Source organism: Sphingobium amiense, assembly GCF_003967075.1.
Lineage (GTDB): Bacteria > Pseudomonadota > Alphaproteobacteria > Sphingomonadales > Sphingomonadaceae > Sphingobium > Sphingobium amiense.
Genome location: NZ_AP018664.1, coordinates 3,648,667 through 3,668,145 on the forward strand (window position 1 = coordinate 3,648,667; position 19,479 = coordinate 3,668,145).

Here is a 19,479-nt window from a genome sequence, read left to right on the forward strand (position 1 = left end):
CCACGCCACCACCGCTAGAGAGTGCGGGGTTAAAGGCGCGCAGCCATCGCCGTTCTCGTCACCATTGGACGGCCGCGTGCGAAGCCCTACATAGCGATCATGCCGCCCATTACGCCCGACACTTCGCCCGTCCCTCCGATCTGGGCGACGCTCAAGCGATTTCTGCCTTATCTTTGGCCCGCAGACTCGCCTGCGCTTCGTCGCCGGGTGGCCGCCGCCATGGTCTTCGTCGTGCTGGCGAAGGTGGTCACGCTTGTCATGCCCTTTGCCTACAAAGCGGCGATCGACCGCATGGCGCCGGGGCTGGAACCTGCCGCCGGACTGGCGATGGCGCTGGTCGTCGCCTACGCCGGCGCGCGGTTTGGCGGCGTGCTGTTCGACAATCTGCGCAACGCCATTTTCGAGAAGGTCGGGCAGGAAGCAGGCCGCCGCCTGTCGGACGACGTGTTCATCCATCTCCACCGTCTGTCGCTGCGTTTCCACCTCGACCGGCGTACCGGAGCCGTGACCAAGATCGTCGAGCGCGGCACCAAGAGCATCGACACGATGCTCTATTTCCTGCTGTTCAACATCGCGCCGACCGTGCTGGAACTGGCGGCGGTGTGCGCCATTTTTCTGGTCAAGTTCGGCGCGGGCCTAGTGGTCTGCACGCTGGCGATGGTCGCGCTTTATATAATTTTCACCCGGACCGTCACGGAATGGCGCAATCAGTTGCGCCGCGACATGGTGGACATGGACACCAGCGCCGTTGCTCATGCCGTCGACAGCCTTCTCAATTTTGAGACCGTCAAATATTTCGGGGCGGAGGAGCGAGAGGCGAAGCGTTACGGAGCGGCGATGCGCCGCTACGCACGGGCGGCGGTGAAGAGCGAGAACAGCCTCGCCTGGCTCAATATCGGCCAGTCGCTCATCACCAACCTCATGATGGCGGGTGCGATGGCCTATACCGTCTGGGGGTGGAGCCGTGGTCAGTTTACGACCGGTGACGTCGTGCTGGTCAACACGCTCCTGGCGCAGCTCTTTCGCCCGCTCGACCTGCTGGGGATGGTCTATCGCACCATCCGGCAGGGTCTGATCGACATGGAGGCGATGTATCGGTTGATCGACACCCGCGCCGAGATTGCCGATAAACCGGGCGCAGTGGATCTGCACGTCGAGGGCGGCGAGGTCCGGTTTCAGGATGTGCGCTTCGGCTACGATCCTGAACGGGAGATATTGCACGGCGTCAGCTTCACGGTGCCCGCGGGCAGGACGCTGGCGATCGTCGGGCCTTCGGGCGCGGGCAAGTCCACCATCGCCCGTATTCTGTTCCGCTTTTATGACATTCAGGCGGGACGTGTGACCATCGACGGGCAGGATGTCGCGTCCGTCACCCAGCAGTCATTGCGCGCCGCCATCGGCATCGTGCCGCAGGACATGGTGCTGTTCAACGACACGATCGGCTATAATATCGGCTATGGCCGCGAAGGTGCGACGCAGGCGCAGATCGAGGCTGCGGCGAGAGCGGCTTCCATCCATGATTTTATCATGACTCTGCCGCAGGACTATGACACCCGCGTGGGGGAAAGGGGATTGAAGCTGTCCGGCGGCGAAAAGCAGCGCGTTGCCATCGCGCGCACACTTCTTAAGAATCCGCCGGTGCTGATATTGGACGAGGCAACAAGCGCGCTCGACAGCCGTACCGAAACCGAGATCCAGACCGTCCTTCGGGACATCAGTCGGCGGCGAACCACCATTGTGGTCGCGCATCGCCTCTCCACGGTGGTGGATGCGGATGAGATCATCGTGCTGGAACAGGGTTACGTCGTCGAGCGGGGCCGCCATGCCGATCTCGTCCGTGCGGACGGGCTATATGCGACGATGTGGGCGCGGCAGGCCGCCGAGCGGGATGACATGGCGATGGAACCTGCCATCCCCGACCCCGTCGAAGCGACGGGACGCTGATGCGCGAGGGCAGCAGCGCCCCTCCGGCTTAGTTGCGGGTGGTAACGGTCGTCGTGGTCCGTTCAGCCACCGTGGTGCGGGCGGGCGCCTTCGCCACGGTCTTGCGGACGACCTTGCGCCTGGCAGCAGTGGTGCGGGCCGCAGTCGGCGCGGTTTTGACCGTTTCGGTCGTGACCGTGGTAGTGGCAGGGGCTGCTGCGGCCATGGCGGCGGCGTTTCGTGCCGCCTGTGCATCGGCAGCGGCGGAGGCGGCGGCCTGTTCGGCGGCGGAGGCACGGGCGTTTGCGGCATCGGCCTGCTGCTGCGCGCTTGCCGCGGCGTTCGCCTGAACCTGCGCGTCAGCCTGTGCGGCCTGCTTGCTTTCCCCAATCGCCGTGTCGGCGGCGGCCTGCGCTTCGACGGCGGCGGAAATCGCCTTCTGCTCCTTACCGCTCTTGAGCGCTTCCTGAGCCAGGCGCAGCGACGCCTGTGCGCGCGCCATCAGGTCCGGCGAGGGATTAAGCTTAGCGGCGGCGTCGATCTTGCCCTGCGCCTGCGCGATGGCGGCGAGCGCCCGTTCGTCGTCGCCAGCAAGCGCCGGGGTGGCGGCCAGCGTCAGCGCCGACGCCGCGAGAAGGCCGCCCATGGCGGTCCGGAACATCATCTTCATATCAGTCTCTCCTATCCTCGTTAAGGACGGGCGGAGAAACGACTCCTCATGCAGGCTAGTTCCTTTATGTGGCGTTCAGAAAAGGGGCCGCGACCTCCGGCGGCACGCGCATCAGGCGGCCGCTTTCCCTGTCGATCATCGCCCATGTCGACCGTGCCGAGACCTTTACCCTGCCGTCAGGGCCGGTGAATTCGATCAGCCGATCGAAACGTGCGCCTCGCGGCGGCTCGGGAATCCAGGTGCGGCCCGTCACCGTTTCCCCCACCGTCACATTGCCGCGATAGTCGATCTCATGCCGGGTCACGACCCAGATATAGGCATCGACATGCGCAGGGTCGGCGTCATTGGCCCAGTGTTCGACCGAAATCTGCTCCATCCACTGCACCCACACGGCATTGTTCACATGCCCGAGTATGTCGATATGTTCGGGCAGCGCGGTGATCTGCTTGATGTAGCTGTTGGCCATCAGTTCGCCAGCCCGAGCTGCCAAAGGATGAAGGCGAATTCCTCCGCCGTTTCGCGCAGGCTTTCGAAGCGGCCCGACTTGCCGCCATGGCCCGCGCCCATATTGGTCTTGAGCAGCAGCATGTTTCCGTCCGTCCTGGTCGCGCGCAGCTTCGCCACCCACTTGGCGGGTTCCCAATAGGTGACGCGGGGATCGTTGAGGCCCGCCGTGACCAGCAGCGGCGGATAATCCTGCGCCTTCACATTGCTGTAGGGATCGTAGGACAGGATCGTCTCGAACGCAGTCCTGTCTTCGATGGGATTGCCCCATTCGGGCCACTCACCCGGCGTCAGCGGCAGCGTCTCGTCCAGCATCGTGTTGAGCACGTCGACGAAGGGCACATGCGCGACGACCGCGCCCCACAGGTCCGGATCGCTGTTGATGACCGCGCCCATCAGTTCGCCGCCTGCGGACCCGCCGGAGATGCTGATCCGCCCTTTCGCCGTATAGCCCCGCTCGATCAGCCCCTTCGCCACATCGACGAAATCATTGAACGTGTTGGTCCGCTTGTCGAGCTTGCCGTCCAGATACCATTGTTGCCCCAGATCGTCGCCGCCCCGGATATGCGCCAGCGCAAAGGCGAAGCCGCGATCCAGCAATGAAAGGCGACTGGTCGAAAATCCCGGCTCCATCGCGATGCCATAGGCACCGTACCCATAGAGGTGCAGCGGCGCGCTGCCGTCGCGGGGATGGTTTCTGGGATAGACGATGGATACGGGGATTTCGGTCCCGTCCCGCGCCGGGATCATCAGCCGCTCGGTCGCATAGCGCGCCGCGTCATAGCCCGAGGGGATTTCCTGGACCTTCAGAACCTCAAGCGCGCCGGTGTCGAGATGATAGTCGTAGACGGTGTCAGGCGTGACCATCGATTCATAGCCGATGCGCAGCTTCGTCACGTCATATTCGGGATTGTCGTCGAGGCTCGCCGAATAGCTCGCTTCGGGGAAAGGAATGCGCTTTGCCCCGTGGGTTGCGTAATCGCGCAGTTCGATCTGGTCCAGCCCGTCCTGTCGCCCTTCCGTCACGTAGAAGCGCTTGAACAGCGTGAAATCGGTAAGGTAGAAATGGGCGTCCGGCGCGATGACTTCCTCCCATCGGTCGGGCGCATCGAGAGACGCCTTCACCAGCCGGAAGTTGGGATGGGTGTCGTTGGTGCGGATGTAGAGCGTGTCTTCATGCTCATCGACATCATATTCGCGCCCCGGCTTTCGCGCCGACACCAGCAGCGGCGCGGCGGCGGGATCGTCGGCGGGCACCAGCCACGCTTCGCTCGTCACATGGTCGCCGGTCGCGATGACGATCCACTTTTCCGACGAAGTGAGACCGATGGAGACGCGGAACCCTTCGTCATCCTCGTGGAACAGCTCAATGTCGGTCGCGACATCCTGCCCCAGCCAGTGCAGCCGCGCATTGTCCGTCCGCCAGTTTTCGTTGGCGATGCCGTAGAGCAGCCCCCTGCTGTCCGACGTCCAGACCAGCGAGGACAGCGTATCGGGGATCGCTTCGGGCAGAATTTCGCCGGACAGAAGATCCTTGATCCGCGCCTCGAACCGCTCCGATCCGTCCGTGTCGATGGCGTAGGCGAGGTAGCGCCCGTCCGGGCTGACCGACATTGCGCCCAGCCTGAAATAGTCATGCCCCTGCGCCAGCGCCGGTTCGTCGAGGATCAACTGATCGTCGCCGCCTGCCACAGGCCTGCGATACCATTTGCGATATTGCGCGCCCTTTTCGAAGGCGCGCCAATAAATGTAGTCGCCGTCCTTCTGCGGCACGGAGCTGTCATCTTCCTTGATGCGCCCCTTCATCTCTTCGAACAGTCCGTCGATCAGCGGCTGCCGCGCTGCCATCGCCGCCTCGAACCATTGGTTCTCCGCCTCAAGATAGGCGAGCACGTCCCCGTCGCTGACGTCCGGGTAGCCGGGGTCGCGCAGCCAAGCCCAGGGATCTTCGACCGTGATGCCGTGGCGGGTGAAACTGTGCGGACGCTTCTCGGCGGAAGGGGGAAGGGCTTGATGGGTCATTCACTATCCATGGTTCAGACGGGCGGAGCGCTGGCATAAACGCCTGCGCCTATCTATGTTGTCGGCTTTGCGGCCGTTGCAAGTCGCCGGAATGATCCAAGGAAAGTTCGATGTCCAGTTATGAAGACCGCCTGAAGGCGTTGCGCGCACAACTCGTGCGCCAGAAGCTCGACGGCTTTGTGGTGCCGCTGACCGACGAGCATATGAGCGAATATGTCGGCGCCTATGCGCAGCGGCTCGCGTGGCTGACGGGATTTCAGGGGTCGGCGGGCAGCGCCGTGGTCCTGCCGGAGGAAGCCGCGATCTTCGTAGACGGGCGCTACACGCTTCAGGTACGCGAGCAGGTCGACGGCGCGCACTGGCAGTTCGAAAGCGTGCCGCAGACCTCTATCGCCGCCTGGCTTCAGGAGCATGCGGGTCAGGGCGCGCGCATCGGCTACGATCCCTGGCTGCACACCCGCGCCTGGGTGCGGCAGGCGACGCAGGCGTTGAGCGAGAAGGGCGCGATCCTCGTTGCGGTCGACACCAATCCCGTGGACGCCATCTGGCCCGACCGGCCCGCGCCCAGCGCCGCCAAACTGGTCGTCCATGACGATCGTTTCGCCGGCCGGAGCGCGGCGGAAAAGCGTGCCGACATCGCTGACTGGCTGACCGCGAAGAAGGCTGACGCCGCAATTTTGTCCGCACTCGATTCGATCGCATGGACGTTCAACGTGCGCGGCAAGGACGTGGACCGCACGCCCGTCGCGCTCGCTTATGCCATCGTCCATGCCGATGCGACGGCGGACCTCTACGTCGCGCCCGAAAAGACGGATGAGGCCGTCATCAAGCATCTCGGCAATGCCGTGCGCGTCCATGATCGCGCGGCCTTCGCCGATGCGCTCGCCGATCTGTCCGGCAAGAGCGTGGTCGCCGATCCCGAACGCGCGGTCGCGGCGATATTCGAGGCGCTGGAAGAGGGCGGCGCGACCGTCCTGCCGCTGCGCGACCCTGCCGTGCTGCCAAAGGCGATCAAGAATGACGTGGAAATCGCGGGCCACAAGGCTGCGCAGGCGCGCGACGGCGCGGCGCTCAGCCGCTTCCTGCACTGGATGGCGGTGGAGGCGCCCAAGGGCAGGCTCGATGAACTCGCTGCCGCTGACAGGCTGGAGGCGTTCCGCCGCGACACCGGACTGCTGGAGGATCTGTCCTTCGACACGATCAGCGGCGCGGGACCGAACGGGGCGGTCGTCCACTATCGCGTCGAGGAAAAGACCAATCGTCCCATCGAGCCGGGCAGCCTCTACCTCGTCGATTCAGGCGGGCAGTATCGCGACGGCACCACCGATGTCACCCGCACCATCGCCATCGGCACCCCAACTGCGGAGATGAAGCATCGGTTCACTCTGGTGCTGAAAGGTCATATCGCGCTCGCCCGCGCCGTCTTTCCCAAGGGAACGCGCGGCGGGCAACTGGATGTGCTGGCGAGGCAGTATCTCTGGGCCGAAGGGCTGGATTATGCCCATGGCACCGGGCACGGCGTTGGCAGTTTCCTGGGCGTCCACGAAGGGCCGCAGCGCATTGCGACATTCGGCGGGGGGGACGAAGCACTGGTGGCCGGCATGATCCTGTCCAACGAGCCGGGTTATTACAAGACCGGCGAATATGGCATCCGCATCGAAAATCTGGTGCTGGTGGAGGATCGCGACGTGCCCGCCGCGGAAAGGCCGATGCTGGGGTTCGAAACGCTGACCTTCGCGCCCGTCGACCGCGCTCTGGTCGAGATCGAGGCGCTGAGCGGCGAGGAGCGCGGCTGGCTGGACGCCTATCATGCCCGCGTGCTGGCGGTCGTCGGGCCACAGCTTGACGGCGAAGCGCTCGACTGGCTCAGGGCCGCCTGCGCGCCGCTTTGACGCCGGTCAGTCGCCGGACGGTTCGGGCGGGCGCGGTGAAGCGCCCTCCCGCGACTGCGCCTTGCGCCGGCGCAGATTGTCGCGCAGCGCCTGCGCCAGCCGGGCCTTTTTCTCGTCCTGGGTTTCTGCCATGGCAGCGCCTTAGCCAAAATGCGTCGTCCGCCGCAACCCGCCTTGACATCGGCCCATGGGGCGGTCATAGGCCCGGCCTCCAAAGCGCTTATGGCGCATTGGGCAGGAAACAGAGTGCTGCCGTAGCTCAGTGGTAGAGCGCATCCTTGGTAAGGCTGAGGTCGTGAGTTCAATCCTCACCGGCAGCACCAGTATTTTATGAAAAGTCAGTGGGTTATGCCGCTTTCGTCTTTTGAAGCGGTGCTATCCTCCAAATGTTTTGCGACTGAAACTGCGTGTTCTGGCGCTTCGGCAGATGGAGCGCGAAAGGGGTATGATGGCGGATATTGGAGGCGATGTCCGACGATCCGGATTTCGATTATCTGATTGTTGATTCCGCTGTGGTTCGCGCTCATCACCTGCCATCGCGGCGACATGCCGCAAGCTGTGCCGTTGATGGAGGGGCTGCCCGCCAACATCGTCATGGCAGACACGGCCTACGATGCCGACTACTTTCACCAGATTATTGCGGAAAGGGTTCAGTCGCGGTGATCCCGAACGATCCGTCGCGCACCCGGTAATATCCGCTGAACAAGCATCTCTATGCCCAGCGCCACCTCGTCGAAAGCTGCGTCAGCAAGCGCAAACAGTTCCGCCGCGTTGCAATCCGCTTCGAGAAATCCGGCTGCAATTACCTAGCCATCGTCCGCCGCTGATGGAGATCAACAGGGGCGGACGACTGAGGCAGGGCGCTTCAGGCGGCGGCGCGTTCCGCCACAGGGCGGCGGCGCAGTTGCGCCGATGCGATGGCAGGCGGGACGTAGGCGGCACCTTCGAGCGGCGCGATATCGACGCCCGGCGGGACGATCGCGTCGATCTGGTCCAGCACCTCGTCGCTCAGCTTGACCTCAAGGCCAGAAAGATAACCCTCCAGTTGCTCGGGAGTGCGGGGCCCTATGATCGCCGAAGTGATTGCGGGGTGCGCTAGGACGAAGGCGACCGCCAGATGGATCAGCGAGACGCCTGCAGCTTCCGCAACCGGGATGAGCTGTTCGACTTTGTCGAGGCTGTTTTCATCGGTCATGGCGTTGGGGAAAAATTTTGCGCGCATCGTATCCGGGGTTTTCTCACCTTGGCGATAGCGACCCGAAAGCATGCCCTTCGCGAGCGGGCTCCATGACATCACGCCCATGCCGAAGCGCTGGCAAGTAGGCAGGACGTCCTTTTCGATGGAGCGGTTGAGGATGGAGTAGGGGGGCTGTTCGGTTCTGAAACGCGCCAGTCCACGGCGCTCCGCAACCCACTGCGCGTCCACGATGTCGGCCGCCGGGAAGGTCGATGCGCCGATCGCTCGCACTTTTCCGGCGCGCATCAGGTCCGTAAGGACCGACAGCGTTTCTTCGATGTCCGTGTCAGGCACGGGCCGGTGCAACTGGTATATGTCGATATAATCCGTTTGAAGACGCCGCAGCGAATTGTCGACCGCGCGGGTGAGCCAGCGACGCGAGCCGCCCCGTTCGTTCGGGTCGTCGCTCATCGGCTGAAAGGCTTTGGTCGCCAGAACCACCCGGTCGCGACGGTTCTTGAGCGCCTTGCCGACTACTTCTTCGGATTCGCCGCGACTATAAGCATCCGCTGTATCAATGAAATTGATGCCGGTGTCCAACGCCCGGTGGACCATCCGAATGCATTCGTCATGATCCCCATTTGCCATTTTGCCGAACATCATGGCGCCAAGGCAATAGGGGCTGACCTTGATACCGGTGCGACCCAGTGGACGATATTGCATGAAATTCTCCTGCTTTGCACTCTGGCTGAATCGGTGAAAAAGAGGTAGGCCAATCGAAACGGAACGATGATCCATTTATACGGACGGATGTTCCGTTTGGCAAGGCGCGAGTATCGCGATGTAAGGTTATGTAACGGAATGCCGATGACCGAAAAGACAGATGTTCCTTTGCGTGCCGATGCACGCCGCAACATTGACGCGCTCCTCAAGGCTGCGCTGACGGTGTTTGGCGAGCTTGGCGTGGATGCTCCCATGCGGACGATAGCCACTCGTGCCGGCGTGGGCGTCGGAACGCTGTATCGCCATTTTCCCCAGCGGTCGGACCTTATCAAAGCCATCATCCGGCGTGAGGTGGAGGCATTGGTGGACGCCGCTACCGACCCTGTCGAGCACGCGGGTCCGGGCGCCGCGCTTGCGGCCTGGCTGAATCGTCTCGTGGATTTGGTGGCAACGAAGCGCGGCTTGGGTCCGGCGCTCCATTCCGGTGATCCCGCCTATCAATCGCTTCCGGATTTTGTCTTTGGCGCGTTGACGCCCGCCTTGGGCGCGCTTCTCGCGTCCGGGGTGGAAGCTGGCATCATCAGAGACGATGTGGATGCCAGTGACTTGTTGCAAGCTGTCCTGCGCGTGGCCGCGCCGGCCCGCGAAGGGAATGTCACTCAGGCGAAGCGGATGGTTGCTCTCCTCATCGACGGCCTCCATCGCTCGAACGCCGTCTGAGGTCATGCCAAGTGAGAAGCGGAGGCGAACCCGCCATTCACCCAGATCAACGGGTCGATCGTCGGGTGATTCACGATCCGGCTGACCTGACCGATGAACAAGGTATGTGTCCCGACGTCGAGCGTCGTGATGACCGTGCATATCAGGCTTGCAACGGAATCGCTTAGAACCGGCAGGCCTTCGTCCGATGCACACCAAGCGCCGCGTTCAAAGCGCGCGATTCCCTTTGTCGGACCGCTGAAAAGCGAAACAAGCTCGCGATGCCGCTCTGACAGAAGATTGACGCAGAACTGGCCATGTTCCGACAGGACGGGCGACAGACTTGTACTGCGGTTCACCGCAACCAGAATCGTCGGCGGTTCGGCTGTGACGGAAGTCACTGCCGTTGCAGCCATTCCGGTCCAACTGTCCCCGGTGCCCGACGTCACCAGGGCGATCGTAGTCGCCAACCGACGCATTGCCTGCTTGAAATCATCTGCAATTGTGGACTCGGACATATCCTCTCCCGTCTTCCTGGTAGCGGCCCGAACTTGGCCGGGCATTTGTAGCGAGCGGTCGAAGGATCGAGGCTCTGCGACAGCCGAAATTGACTTGTGCTTTCAAACACAATATATGAAGAGTATATTCTGACTAAACGGCTTGTCAACATCGCTGCTTTGCAGCCCAGGACGAGTTCAAGAGCAGGGGAGAGAGATGAAGCGGGGCCACGAAATTATCCTAACGACAGGCCATCGCCGGTGAGCACGCGCCAAACACAAGGGTTGCCGGCTAGGGCAATCGCCCCTCATTGGCCGTCCAACAGGTCGGCATTCCGGGATAGCCGCCCATGATCGCGACCATGGCTGAACTTAGCGGTGCCGCGGCCGCCCGGTACGGAACCCGCACCGCCGTGACCATATTGGGTGGCTCATCAATCAGTTTTCACGATATCGACGCAATGGCGGGGCGGTTCGCAGGTGGTCTGGCTGCGCTAGGCCTTGGTCGAGGCGATCGGATCGCGCTTCATCTGCCGAACGGTCTGGACTGGATTATCGCCTACCATGCCATCGCCCGCCTTGGCGGGGTGGTTGTCCCCTGCAACATTCTGCTGACACCTGCGGAGGTAGGCTGGATTACCGACGATGCCGAGGTCGCCGGTCAGATCGTCGCGTCGGATCGCTGCGATCTGATCCGGACTGCCCAGAAGGGAAGTCCGCGCACGATCACGGAAAGGGACTTCGCGCGACTGCTGGCCAGCGATTGGATCAACGCTGCATCCTGTGATCCGGATGATCTGTTCACCATCGGCTACACCTCTGGCACAACCGGCCGGCCGAAGGGAGCAAACCAGACCCACCGGGCCGTTGCAGGAAGTGTCGGGATGACCGCAACCATCCATGCGCGACATGAGGGCGACCGGATATTGACCGCGCTGCCTTTTCCCCATGTGTACGGTAATGTCGTGCTGAATGCCGGTCTGCTCGCCGGCAGCGCGCTTTTCGTGCTTCCGCGTTTCGACGCTGGCGACGCACTCGCCGCCATTGCCCGACATGAAATAACGCTTTTCGAAGGCGTCCCGACGATGTTCTATCAGATGCTCACGCATCCCGATGTCGAAGTGGCGGACCTTCGCACCCTGCGGCGGTGCACTGTGGGCGGCCAGACGATGCCGCTCGCTAAGATCGAGGAAGTCGTGACGCGCTTCGGCTGCCCGCTCCTTGAATTATGGGGCATGACGGAGGTGGCGGGGCCGGCGATCACGCACTCACCCTACTGGCCGGCTCGGCACGGCTCGATCGGGCTGCCATTTCCCGGGATGGAGGTCCGCATTGGTTCACTTCAGCAAGCCGGGGGCATAGCCAAGCCTTTGGAAGCCGGCGAGATTTTGGTACGTGGTCCACTTGTCACCAAAAGCTACTGGCGCAATCCCCGCGCTACCGCCGAAGCGATCGATGCCGAGGGTTGGCTTGCGACCGGAGACGTGGGCTACGCCGACCCGGACGGGTATATATTTGTCGTTGATCGGCTGAAGGACATGATCATCACCGGCGGATATAATATTTATCCAGCCGAGGTTGAGCAGGTTCTTGCGACCCATCCCGCGGTGGCGATGTCCGCAGTCGTGGGCGTCCCGGACGCCGAAAAAGGCGAGCTTGCCCATGCCTACATCGTGCTGGCTGCCGGGTGTGAGCCGGATGAAGCCGTGCTGAACACCCACTGCCGGGCTATTCTCGCGCCCTACAAGGTGCCGCGGCGCTATCATTTCGTGAATGAACTGCCGCGAACAAGCACCGGCAAGATTTTGCGTCGGGCGCTGCGCGATCCGTCATAACCTGAATCACGATACGAGGATCTGAAAGATGAATGTCGATTTTGACGCTGGCTACGAGATGACTATTCATGGTCGTGCGGTCACCGCGGATGCCCACTTCGAAGCTTTCAATCCAGCTACGGAAGAAGTGATTGCGCAGGTTCCAGACGCTTCGCGTGCGCAACTGAACGAGGCTGTCGCCTCGGCGCGCAAAGCGTTCCCTGCCTGGAGCGCCCAACCGCTTGCCGAGCGCCAGAGGGCCGTCGCGCGTATCGGCGACGTGATTGAAGAGAATGCCGAAGCCTTTATGCGTCTGTTGACGCGCGAACAGGGAAAGGCGCGAAAGGGCGCCGAGTGGGAAATCGGCGGATCGGTAATCTGGTGCCGCGAGATCGCGACCCAGGAACTGCCGCTGCATGTTGTGGAGGCAACGGAGACGCGAAGCGTCGAGACACGCCGTGTGCCACTTGGCGTCGTCGGCGCGATCACCCCCTGGAACTTCCCGCTTCTTTTGGCGATCTGGAAAATCGCGCCCGCGCTGGTCGCGGGTAACACGATGGTTCTGAAGCCGTCGCCCTACACGCCGCTCTGCACGCTCAAGCTCGGGGAATTGCTTCGCGATGTCCTTCCCGCCGGCGTGCTTAATGTCGTCTCCGGCGGGAACGATCTGGGGGCTTGGCTGACGCAGCACCCCGATGTCAGCAAGATCAGCTTCACGGGTTCCACAGCGACCGGCCGCAAGATCATGGAATCGGCATCGGGCAACCTCAAGCGTATAACGCTGGAGCTTGGCGGCAACGACCCGGCGATCGTGCTGCCTGATGTCGACGTGCAGCAGACCGCGCAGACGCTATTCTGGGCAGCGTTCCAGAACAGTGCGCAATTCTGTGTCGCTGCCAAGCGCCTATACATTCACGAGGACATCTATGACGAACTGTCCGCCGCTCTGGCGGACTATGCCGCTACGGTGAAAGTCGGCGACGGGTCGCAGCAGGGAACCGATCTTGGCCCGATCCAGAACAAGATGCAGTATGAGAAGGTGAAAGATCTGCTCGCCGATTCTGCCGCTGCCGGTCATCATTTCCTGACTGGCGGTGTGCCCGAAGCAGGGCAGGGCTATTTTGTGCCCGTCACAATCGTCGACAATCCGCCGGAGGACAGCCGAGTGGTCGTCGAGGAAGCGTTCGGCCCGGTCCTGCCGCTCCTCAAGTTCCGCGACATTGACGACGTGATCGATCGCGCCAACCGCACCGAATATGGCCTTGCTGCCTCGGTATGGAGCCGCGACACAGCGCTGGCGCGCTCCATCGCTGAACGGATCGAGGCGGGAACGGTCTGGATCAATGAGATCCACAGCTTTTCGCCGCATGTCGCATTTGGCGGTCACAAGCAGTCGGGCTTGGGCATTGAAAACTCTCTCGAAGGGCTGGCCGAATATAGCAATGCCCAGACGATAGTGACCAATAACGCCTGACAATATTGGCCCGCGCTATTACGGCGCGGGTCAATTTTTGTGTCGGCCTGCGGTAGGCCGTGCTTGGCGAGATAAAGAGCCAGATCGAGGCCGTTCAGGCCGTCGAGACTTTTCCGCAATAGGCCGCTTCGGGCCTGCCATCGAACAGCGGGATCAAACGCGCCAGCAAAGCGCTGGCGTCCGGGTTCACTGCGGACTTGTGGGCCTCGACACTCTCCCACGTCTCAAGAAAGAAGAAGCGGCAACCATTGTCGAGATCGTGGAGCAGGTCGATTCCGCGACAGCCGGGAGTCGATCGCGCAAGCTCAACCAACTCGACCAAGCCTGCTTTCACGCTCTTCTCCTCCCCCTGCCTGGCGTGGATGATATAATGTCTGGCTATCATGGTTCGTTTCCTGCAAGCGACACATGCCTCCGGCGTCGCCTGTGCAGGCGGCGACCGGACCTCCCGTTCAGGCGCTGATGGGACGATGCCCTACGACAGCCAGATCGTAGCCGTCCAAGGCGATCAGGCTGTGATGGGAGTTGGTAAGAAGGATCATGTCCTGAACGCCCATTTCGGCGAGAATCTGCGCGCCAATCCCGTAGTCGCGCAGCTCGTCCATGTCCTTCTGTGTCTCTCCACCGGCTTTCAGCGCCTGAAATGTGCGGCTGAACATGTCCGGTGTCCGCCGATTCAAAATGACGATAAGCCCGGAACCCTCTTCGCCAATGATCTCCATCGAACGGGACAGGAGATGGCTGCGAGGCGCTTCCTGCCCGAAAGTGTCGGCAAATGGCGACATCTGGTGCATCCGCACGAGTGTCGGCAGGTCCGGATCGACATGCCCTTTCTGCAGCACAAGCTGCTCGGTGCCGGTCGCACGGTTGAGGAAGATGATCGCCTTCCAATCGCCGCCCCATCGACTGGTGAAGGTCAGGTCGCCGCGCCTTTCAACCAGATGATCGTTGCGGCGGCGGTAGGCGATAAGATCGCGGATCGTTCCTATCTTGAGACCATGTTCTTTCGCAAAGGGGATGAGATCATCCAGGCGCGCCATCGTCCCGTCATTGCGCATGATCTCGCAAATCACGCCGGAGGGATTAAGGCCTGCCAGGCGCGCCACGTCGACAGCGGCCTCCGTATGACCCGTGCGGACGAGAACGCCGCCGTCGCGCGCCACCAAGGGGAAGACATGGCCCGGCGTTACGATATCCAGTCGGCCTTTTGTTGCGTCTATCGCGACGGATATGGTGCGTGATCTGTCTGCAGCGCTGATCCCGGTCGAAACGCCCTCCCGTGCTTCGATGGAAACGGTGAAGGCGGTTTCATGCCGCGTGCCATTTTCACGGCTCATCAGTTCAAGGCCGAGTTGACTGACGCGCTCGGACGTCAGTGCCAGGCAGATCAGCCCACGGCCATGCGTTGCCATGAAGTTTATTGCATCTGGGGTCGCCATTTGCGCGGGTATGACCAGATCGCCTTCATTCTCGCGGTCCTCGTCATCGACGAGGATGAACATGCGTCCATTTCGTGCCTCATTGATGATTTCTTCCGGAGGGGAGAGCGCGCGGCCCTCTTCGCGCTTCGCCAGATAGGCTTCGAGCCTTGAAATAGTCTCAGGCTCTGGAACCCAGGCATCGTCGTCCAGATGGCGAAGCCCGCCACTGGGAAGCCCAGCCGCACGCGCCAAGCCGGACCGCGACAATCCGCTTTCCCGGATCAGCGCGCGGATTTTTCCCATCGTCACATCACTCATATATACGGCTCCTGGGGAGGATGACCCGGCCCCGTTCCGTTCTGGCAAACGAAACAAGGATTTCTCGAACGATCACTAGGGCGAAGAGGGACGCGAGCGCTCTGACTTCGCGACGCCTTGTCCATCGTTCACCAGCCCAGATCCAGCGCGAAGCTGTCACCATCCCGCCGCACCCGGCCGACATAAGGCGCTTCAAAATGGCCGGGGATAAGCAGCGCGTTTTCGTCGGCGCAGAATTCCAATAGATCGCGCCTCGCTGCGGCCGCCATGTCTTTATCCCAGCAGACGATACTGCTCATATCCCACAGCGGAACCTGCATGGGCGAATGGAGAAGATCCCCGGCAAAGACGCCGGTATCCCCATCTGACCTTAACTCAATGCGAATGTGCCCCGGCGAGTGTCCCGGCGCCTGACGGAGCAGGAGGCAATCGAAAAGTTCATGCAGGTCGTCGACCAGCATCATCTTGCCGCTTTCCACCACGGGATGAATGGAATCCTCGAACGTCTCTCGCAGATAAGGGGCGCATTCCGGATCGGCCGCCTCCGCTTTCGCCGCCTCATACTCGATGCGCGAAAAGACGTAGCGCGCGTTGGGAAATGTCGGAACCCAGCGCCCGTTCACCAGCCGCGTATTCCAGCCGACATGATCGACGTGGAGGTGGGTGCACAGGACGAAATGGATGTCTTCGGGCTGCAGGCCATGCTCCGCAAGCCGCTCCAGATAGCGGTTGGCAAGCTGGTGCATTTCCGCAAAAGCCCGCCGGTCTTTGTCATTGCCCATGCAGGTGTCGATGAGAACATTATAGTTACCGACCTTCAGTAACCAGCTATGGACCGGCATGGGAAAACGGCCCGTCTCAGGATCATAATGATCGGGGCAAAGCCAGTGCTCATGCGGCTTCACCGCTTCCCGGCTAAACTTCGGGAACCATGTCTGGGCCGTGAAACCGAGCAGCGAACTGTCATATACACGGCCGATCTCAACCTTGCCGATCTTGCCAAGCGTCTTCATTGCAGTTTCCTCTCCTTGACGACCGCGCTCAGGCGGCGGGGCTTTTCAGCCGGATGTGGATGTTCTTTTCGCGAGTGAATGCGAGCAGTTCCTCAAGGCATTCCTCGCGCCCCAAACCGGACTGGCGCACACCGCCGAACGGCGCGCCCAGAAAGTGCCTGGCCACCTCATTGACCCAGACGTAACCCGCCTCGACGGCGCCCGCGAGGCGATGCGCGCTATGAAGATCGTTGGTCCAGATCGAACATGTCAGGCCGAGGTCATTCTGGTTAACCTGGGCAATGAGTTCCGCCTCGTCGCTCCAGCGAAGAACCGAGAGAACCGGGCCGAAAATCTCTTCCCGTGCTACCGCCATGTCCATTGTCACATCGGCAAAGAGAGTTGGTTCGAAAAACCAGCCGTTCGCGAATTCATTTCCTTCGGGATGCTTGCCGCCCGAGACGAGCCTCGCACCGTCGGCAATTCCACTCTGCACGAAAGAAGCAACCCGGTCATATTGGGCCTGGGAGGCAATGGCGCCCATCACGGTTTCAGGATCTGAAGGGACACCTGGGCGGAAACGCCGGATCTTTTCGGCCGCCTTCTGAATTACCGCATCGTAAAGCGAGTCATGAATAAAGGCACGGCTCGTGGAACCGCAGGATTGGCCGCACCAATCAAAGTTCATGCCGCGAATAACAGCATCCGCCACCTCTTCAGGGTCGGCGTCCGGAAGCGCGATGAGCGCATTCTTTCCGCCCAGTTCCAGCAGCACGGGTTTGATCGTTTCGGCAGCAGCGCGCATCACCGCCCGGCCAGTGGCGACACTCCCGACGACGGTAACCATCGCGATGTCTGGATGCGTGGCCAGCGCCGCACCCGCCGCTCTTCCGCCCGGAAGTATGTTAAGTACGCCTGGCGGTAGCAGCCCGTGCCACAACTCCGCCAGCTTCAACGCAGAAAGCGGCGCCTGCTCGGGCGGTTTCATGATCACGGCATTGCCCGCCGCAAGCGGTGCCGCCGCCTTGCCCGCGCAAAACATGAGCGGATGATTGAAGGGTATGATCCTCGCCACGATCCCTTGCGGCTCGCGGGTCGAGAAGTTTACCGCGCCCGGCCCCATAGGGATCGACGCGCCCTTCATCTCTGTCACAAGACCAGCGAAAAATTCGAGTTGGCCGGCGGCCATTTCGACGTCGCCGCGAAGCATCCGAACGGGGTTGCCGCCGTCTATGGCATCGAGCAGGGCCAGATACTCCGCGTGGCCGCGCAAACGAACGGCCATCTCTCGCATTATTTTCGTGCGCTCCAGCGGGGGTACATCACGCCAAATCGCAAAGCCGGCACGCGCGGCGGCGACCGCCGCGTCCACGTCATGTTCTTCGGCGTCCGCGACTGTGCAAATCTCGGCTCCCGTCGCCGGGTTATACGTGGTGAGGGTTCCGCCGCGCAGGGCGCTATGCCATTCGCCGCCATAATAGAGATTTCGCTGCGAGGGTAGTACAGCATCATCAATAGGAGAGATGGGTTTCAGGCTCGGTTGGGGCTGCATGCTGGGACGTTCCATTTGAGGCGTGGATCAAAGGGCGACTTCGGCTTCCGCAGACGCGGCGCTCGTCTGCGCGGTTGTCTTGCCAAGGACCATGTCGGCCGCCTTCTCTGCGATCATCATCACGACGGCATTGATGTTGCCCCCGACCAGATCCGGCATGATCGAAGCATCGACGACCCGAAGACCCTCAACGCCACACACCCGCAACTGCGGATCGACGACCCGCGACGCATCGCCCGCGCCGCCCATTTTGCATGTCCCCGCGGGGTGGTGGACGGTGACAGCATTTGAACGGATGAATGCATCGATCTCGTCGTCCGTCTGCCTCGCGTCGCCCGGCAGGATCTCCGATCCGGTATGCGGGCGCATCGCGTCCTGCGACATCACCGATCGTGCCATCCGGACACCCTTTCGTAACCGCTCCCGGTCACCTTCCGCCTGCAGGAAGCATGGCTCGATCAGCGGTGCCGCCGCGGGGTCGGCAGATGCCAGCCGAACTGTGCCGCGGCTCTCCGGCCGCAGGAGAGCGACCCGGCAGCCGAATGTGTTGGGCACCGGGCGGATGAACGGCTTAAGCCAGGGCTTTGCGGGAAAAGGGGCCGCAAGGAACAGGAACTGAATATCGGGCAAAGTCTCGCCGCTTTCCGATTTCAGAAAGGCGGTGGCGCCGATGGGGACGTCACCAGCAAAGCTCTCTCGGCTCAGCAGGGAGTTCAGCATCGAAATAGCGAGGCGGTCATAGCGCATCGCCTGTTCAAACGGGGCCGGATCAGTCCTTCCGTGCACCGTGATGACGCTGAGATGATCCTGAAAGTTCGTGCCGACGCCGGGGGCTGCGACCTGCACCGGGATACCCAGCGCGCGGAGCTGTTCAGGATCTCCGATGCCGGAGAGCATGAGCAGTTTCGGGCTGTCGATGACGCCGCCGCACAGGATCACCTCGCGACGCGCACGTGCGATATGCTCGGTGCCCCGGCGGGAATAGCGAACGCCAGTCGCCCGACCTTGCTCGATGATAAGCTGGTGCGCCACCGCTTGCGTTTCGACACGCAGGGAGCGGCGTTTCAGCGCCGGACGCAGATAGGCGTCGGCTGAACTCCAACGTCGCCCGCTATGGATCGTCGACTGGACGGGTCCAAAGCCCTCCTGATGCGCGCCGTTGTAATCTGCAGTTGTCGGGTAGCCTGCTTCCGCACCGGCCCTGATAAAGGAGTCAAGGATAGGGTCGCGATACCGCGTCTCCTGCGTGTGAAGCGGTCCGCTTCCACCGCGATAGGCATCGCCGCCATGCTCCCACCGTTCTGACTTTTTGAAATATGGCAGCACGTCGGCATAGGACCAGCCCGTCGCGCCATTCGCAGCCCATCTGTCATAATCGCCAGCATGGCCGCGCACATAGACCATGACATTGATCGAGGAAGAACCGCCAACCACCTTGCCGCGCGCGCATTCGATACCGCGTCCATCGAGGCCAGGGTCCGGTTCCATGAAATAGCCCCAGTCGTGCAAGCGCTCCGGGAAGATCTTGCCGATGCCGACAGGGATATGGATCAGCGGATCACGATCCCACTTGCCGGCCTCCAGCAGCAATACGGAAGAACCGTCTTCCGTAAGACGGTTCGCCATCACGCATCCGGCCGAACCCGCCCCTACGACGATATAATCAAACATTTGCTCGAAGATGCCTTCTTTCGCGGACACGGATTACATCTCCGCCGCAGTAACTGACCGATGGTCCATCACTTCCCCGGTTGCCTTGCTGGAGCAGGGAAGCCGAAACAGGCGTGCTTCGCCTCTACTG

Annotated in this window: 16 protein-coding genes, 1 tRNA gene and 1 pseudogene; 7 read left to right on the top strand and 11 right to left on the bottom strand. The window is 62.0% G+C overall.

Annotation, left to right across the window (positions count from 1 at the left end; translation table 11 throughout):
- Nucleotides 1–99 precede the first annotated feature (99 nt).
- Nucleotides 100–1,944 carry an ABCB family ABC transporter ATP-binding protein/permease gene (locus tag SAMIE_RS17615; protein WP_066700601.1) on the top strand — a complete coding sequence of 615 codons (1,845 nt, stop codon included), beginning with the start codon at nt 100–102 and terminating at the stop codon, nt 1,942–1,944.
- 28 nt (nt 1,945–1,972) lie between these two features.
- Here the strand turns inward: SAMIE_RS17615 and SAMIE_RS17620 are convergent, their stop codons facing one another.
- The 3 genes from SAMIE_RS17620 to SAMIE_RS17630 all read right to left on the bottom strand — a co-directional run bounded on the left by SAMIE_RS17620 (nt 1,973) and on the right by SAMIE_RS17630 (nt 5,119).
- Entirely contained in the window at nt 1,973–2,593 is a 621-nt protein-coding gene (locus tag SAMIE_RS17620) for a hypothetical protein (protein ID WP_408641248.1), read from the bottom strand.
- Between the two features lie 64 nt (nt 2,594–2,657).
- Entirely contained in the window at nt 2,658–3,059 is a 402-nt protein-coding gene (locus SAMIE_RS17625) for an acyl-CoA thioesterase (protein ID WP_066700600.1), read from the bottom strand.
- A complete protein-coding gene (locus SAMIE_RS17630; protein WP_066700599.1) occupies nt 3,059–5,119 on the bottom strand; it encodes a S9 family peptidase in 2,061 nt (686 codons plus the stop codon). Before SAMIE_RS17630 ends, SAMIE_RS17625 begins: the two co-directional genes overlap by 1 nt.
- Nucleotides 5,120–5,229: 110 nt before the next feature.
- Here SAMIE_RS17630 and SAMIE_RS17635 point away from each other — a divergent pair, with 110 nt between their 5' ends.
- Nucleotides 5,230–7,011 carry an aminopeptidase P family protein gene (locus tag SAMIE_RS17635; protein ID WP_066700598.1) on the top strand — a complete coding sequence of 594 codons (1,782 nt, stop codon included), beginning with the start codon at nt 5,230–5,232 and terminating at the stop codon, nt 7,009–7,011.
- 6 nt (nt 7,012–7,017) lie between these two features.
- Here the strand turns inward: SAMIE_RS17635 and SAMIE_RS24000 are convergent, their stop codons facing one another.
- Nucleotides 7,018–7,143, bottom strand: coding sequence for a hypothetical protein (locus tag SAMIE_RS24000; RefSeq protein ID WP_267886507.1), 126 nt, complete (start codon nt 7,141–7,143; stop codon nt 7,018–7,020).
- A 116-nt stretch (nt 7,144–7,259) separates the two neighbouring features.
- Here SAMIE_RS24000 and SAMIE_RS17640 point away from each other — a divergent pair.
- Nucleotides 7,260–7,334 (top strand) — tRNA-Thr (locus SAMIE_RS17640).
- A 78-nt stretch (nt 7,335–7,412) separates the two neighbouring features.
- Nucleotides 7,413–7,838: pseudogene (locus SAMIE_RS23820) on the top strand (IS5/IS1182 family transposase); the annotation flags it as partial.
- A gap of 38 nt (nt 7,839–7,876) precedes the next feature.
- On the opposite strand, the gene SAMIE_RS17645 reads toward SAMIE_RS23820, so the two are convergent.
- Nucleotides 7,877–8,986 (bottom strand): aldo/keto reductase, encoded by a 1,110-nt coding sequence (locus tag SAMIE_RS17645; RefSeq protein ID WP_217998377.1) that lies wholly within the window; start codon nt 8,984–8,986, stop codon nt 7,877–7,879.
- Nucleotides 8,987–9,055: 69 nt separating this feature from the next.
- Here SAMIE_RS17645 and SAMIE_RS17650 point away from each other — a divergent pair, with 69 nt between their 5' ends.
- Nucleotides 9,056–9,631 (top strand): TetR/AcrR family transcriptional regulator, encoded by a 576-nt coding sequence (locus tag SAMIE_RS17650; RefSeq protein WP_197724644.1) that lies wholly within the window; start codon nt 9,056–9,058, stop codon nt 9,629–9,631.
- A gap of 2 nt (nt 9,632–9,633) precedes the next feature.
- On the opposite strand, the gene SAMIE_RS17655 is transcribed toward SAMIE_RS17650, so the two are convergent.
- Nucleotides 9,634–10,128, bottom strand: coding sequence for a flavin reductase family protein (locus SAMIE_RS17655; protein WP_066700595.1), 495 nt, complete (start codon nt 10,126–10,128; stop codon nt 9,634–9,636).
- A 329-nt stretch (nt 10,129–10,457) separates the two neighbouring features.
- Between SAMIE_RS17655 and SAMIE_RS17660 the strand changes: the two genes are divergently transcribed.
- Together SAMIE_RS17660 and SAMIE_RS17665 are read left to right on the top strand one after the other, a co-directional pair.
- On the top strand, nt 10,458–11,942 hold the full coding sequence (locus tag SAMIE_RS17660) for an AMP-binding protein (RefSeq protein WP_066700590.1): 1,485 nt from the start codon (nt 10,458–10,460) through the stop codon (nt 11,940–11,942).
- 28 nt (nt 11,943–11,970) lie between these two features.
- Nucleotides 11,971–13,395 carry an aldehyde dehydrogenase family protein gene (locus SAMIE_RS17665; protein WP_066700588.1) on the top strand — a complete coding sequence of 475 codons (1,425 nt, stop codon included), beginning with the start codon at nt 11,971–11,973 and terminating at the stop codon, nt 13,393–13,395.
- 94 nt (nt 13,396–13,489) lie between these two features.
- On the opposite strand, the gene SAMIE_RS17670 is transcribed toward SAMIE_RS17665, so the two are convergent.
- From SAMIE_RS17670 to SAMIE_RS17690, 5 genes are all read right to left on the bottom strand, one after another.
- Entirely contained in the window at nt 13,490–13,780 is a 291-nt protein-coding gene (locus SAMIE_RS17670; protein ID WP_066700586.1) for a putative quinol monooxygenase, read from the bottom strand.
- Between the two features lie 67 nt (nt 13,781–13,847).
- Nucleotides 13,848–15,134, bottom strand: coding sequence for a 3,4-dihydroxy-2-butanone-4-phosphate synthase (ribB, locus tag SAMIE_RS17675; protein ID WP_066700581.1), 1,287 nt, complete (start codon nt 15,132–15,134; stop codon nt 13,848–13,850).
- A 128-nt stretch (nt 15,135–15,262) separates the two neighbouring features.
- Nucleotides 15,263–16,147, bottom strand: a complete 885-nt coding sequence (locus SAMIE_RS17680; protein ID WP_066700579.1) for an MBL fold metallo-hydrolase — start codon at nt 16,145–16,147, stop codon at nt 15,263–15,265.
- Between the two features lie 28 nt (nt 16,148–16,175).
- Nucleotides 16,176–17,693 (bottom strand): aldehyde dehydrogenase family protein, encoded by a 1,518-nt coding sequence (locus tag SAMIE_RS17685; RefSeq protein ID WP_232037294.1) that lies wholly within the window; start codon nt 17,691–17,693, stop codon nt 16,176–16,178.
- A gap of 12 nt (nt 17,694–17,705) precedes the next feature.
- A complete protein-coding gene (locus SAMIE_RS17690; RefSeq protein ID WP_197724645.1) occupies nt 17,706–19,379 on the bottom strand; it encodes a GMC family oxidoreductase in 1,674 nt (557 codons plus the stop codon).
- Nucleotides 19,380–19,479 lie beyond the last annotated feature (100 nt).

Bases quoted from the DNA above. Each gene is read 5' to 3' on its own strand.
- SAMIE_RS17670 (WP_066700586.1), bottom strand. From the start codon at position 13,780: ATGATAGCCAGACATTATATCATCCACGCCAGGCAGGGGGAGGAGAAG.
- SAMIE_RS17685 (WP_232037294.1), bottom strand. From the start codon at position 17,693: ATGGAACGTCCCAGCATGCAGCCCCAACCGAGCCTGAAACCCATCTCT.
- SAMIE_RS17660 (WP_066700590.1), top strand. From the start codon at position 10,458: ATGATCGCGACCATGGCTGAACTTAGCGGTGCCGCGGCCGCCCGGTAC.
- SAMIE_RS17635 (WP_066700598.1), top strand. From the start codon at position 5,230: ATGTCCAGTTATGAAGACCGCCTGAAGGCGTTGCGCGCACAACTCGTG.
- SAMIE_RS17655 (WP_066700595.1), bottom strand. From the start codon at position 10,128: ATGTCCGAGTCCACAATTGCAGATGATTTCAAGCAGGCAATGCGTCGG.
- SAMIE_RS17680 (WP_066700579.1), bottom strand. From the start codon at position 16,147: ATGAAGACGCTTGGCAAGATCGGCAAGGTTGAGATCGGCCGTGTATAT.
- SAMIE_RS17615 (WP_066700601.1), top strand. From the start codon at position 100: ATGCCGCCCATTACGCCCGACACTTCGCCCGTCCCTCCGATCTGGGCG.
- SAMIE_RS17665 (WP_066700588.1), top strand. From the start codon at position 11,971: ATGAATGTCGATTTTGACGCTGGCTACGAGATGACTATTCATGGTCGT.
- SAMIE_RS17620 (WP_408641248.1), bottom strand. From the start codon at position 2,593: ATGAAGATGATGTTCCGGACCGCCATGGGCGGCCTTCTCGCGGCGTCG.
- ribB (WP_066700581.1), bottom strand. From the start codon at position 15,134: ATGAGTGATGTGACGATGGGAAAAATCCGCGCGCTGATCCGGGAAAGC.
- SAMIE_RS17625 (WP_066700600.1), bottom strand. From the start codon at position 3,059: ATGGCCAACAGCTACATCAAGCAGATCACCGCGCTGCCCGAACATATC.
- SAMIE_RS17645 (WP_217998377.1), bottom strand. From the start codon at position 8,986: ATGGATCATCGTTCCGTTTCGATTGGCCTACCTCTTTTTCACCGATTC.
- SAMIE_RS17630 (WP_066700599.1), bottom strand. From the start codon at position 5,119: ATGACCCATCAAGCCCTTCCCCCTTCCGCCGAGAAGCGTCCGCACAGT.
- SAMIE_RS24000 (WP_267886507.1), bottom strand. From the start codon at position 7,143: ATGGCAGAAACCCAGGACGAGAAAAAGGCCCGGCTGGCGCAGGCGCTG.
- SAMIE_RS17650 (WP_197724644.1), top strand. From the start codon at position 9,056: ATGACCGAAAAGACAGATGTTCCTTTGCGTGCCGATGCACGCCGCAAC.